This is a genomic window from Neisseria sp. P0021.S006 (assembly GCF_051956895.1).
On record NZ_JBQCWZ010000368.1, the window covers coordinates 1 to 1,406 of the forward strand.

Genomic DNA, 1,406 nt, shown 5'->3' on the forward strand with positions numbered 1-1,406 from the left:
TTCCTGTAGAGGAAGTGGTAGACATCAAGAATGGCCGAAAAACCATCAGTGAGCGTAAATTCTATCCAGGCTATGTGCTGGTTGAAATGGAAATGACCGATGATTCATGGCATTTGGTTAAGAGTACCCCTCGAGTAAATGGCTTTGTAGGTGGTAGCGGAAATCGTCCAATCCCAATTTCTCAAAAAGATGCAGATGCTATTTTGCAACAAGCCAAAACAGGTGTTGAGAAGCCAAAACCAAAAGTTGAATTCGAAGTGGGTCAGCAGGTTCGTGTGAATGAAGGTCCATTTGCTGATTTCAATGGAATTGTTGATGAAGTTAACTACGAGCGTAATAGACTGCGTGTTTCAGTTCAAATTTTTGGTCGGGAAACACCGGTTGAATTAGAGTTCGGTCAGGTTGAAAAGATTTAAGTGGTTTAATTCGCTTGAAAATTTTTTTTTAAGCAGATATAATCGCAAATTCTGTTTGGGAAGCGGAATGGTTCCGCGTTATACCCGTTTTTAGGAGTCCTTAAGTGGCAAAGAAAATTATCGGCTACATCAAACTGCAAATTCCTGCAGGTAAAGCCAATCCATCTCCCCCAGTTGGTCCTGCTTTGGGTCAGCGTGGTTTGAACATCATGGAATTCTGTAAAGCATTTAATGCTGCAACCCAAGGTATGGAACCTGGTTTGCCAATTCCAGTCGTGATCACCGCATTTGCAGATAAATCATTCACATTTGTGATGAAAACCCCACCAGCTTCTATCTTGTTGAAAAAAGCTGCTGGTCTGCAAAAAGGTAGTTCTAATCCTCTGACTAACAAAGTGGGTAAATTGACCCGCGCTCAGTTGGAAGAAATTGCTAAAACTAAAGAGCCTGATTTGACTGCTGCTGATTTGGATGCGGCTGTTCGTACTATCGCCGGCTCTGCTCGCTCAATGGGCTTGGATGTGGAGGGTGTTGTATAATGGCTAAAGTATCTAAACGCTTGAAAGCTCTGCGCTCTTCTGTTGAAGCTAACAAACTGTACGCAATCGATGAAGCAATTGCTTTGGTTAAAAAAGCTGCTACTGCTAAATTTGACGAGTCTGTTGATGTATCTTTCAACTTGGGTGTTGATCCTCGTAAATCTGACCAAGTTATCCGTGGTTCAGTCGTTCTGCCTAAAGGTACCGGTAAAACAACTCGCGTAGCTGTGTTTACTCAAGGTGCAAATGCAGATGCTGCTAAAGAAGCTGGTGCAGATATTGTCGGTTTTGAAGATCTGGCTGCTGAAATCAAAGCTGGTAATCTGAACTTTGACGTTGTTATTGCTTCTCCTGATGCAATGCGTATCGTTGGTCAATTGGGTACCATCTTGGGTCCTCGTGGTCTGATGCCAAACCCTAAAGTAGGTACTGTTACTCCTAACGTTGCTGA

At 42.9% G+C, this 1,406-nt stretch carries 3 protein-coding genes; all 3 read left to right on the top strand.

Translation table 11 applies throughout. The features are described from left to right. Positions 1–416: transcription termination/antitermination protein NusG (gene nusG / locus ACTHUM_RS14185; protein WP_440403189.1), on the top strand; the 416-nt coding region annotated here is incomplete at its 5' end. Between the two features lie 104 nt (positions 417–520). Continuing rightward, positions 521–955 (top strand): 50S ribosomal protein L11, encoded by a 435-nt coding sequence (gene rplK / locus ACTHUM_RS14190; protein WP_002220151.1) that lies wholly within the window; start codon positions 521–523, stop codon positions 953–955. After that, the coding region (gene rplA / locus ACTHUM_RS14195) for a 50S ribosomal protein L1 (RefSeq protein WP_440402964.1) at positions 955–1,406 on the top strand (452 nt) is incomplete at its 3' end. The genes rplK and rplA, both read left to right, overlap by 1 nt.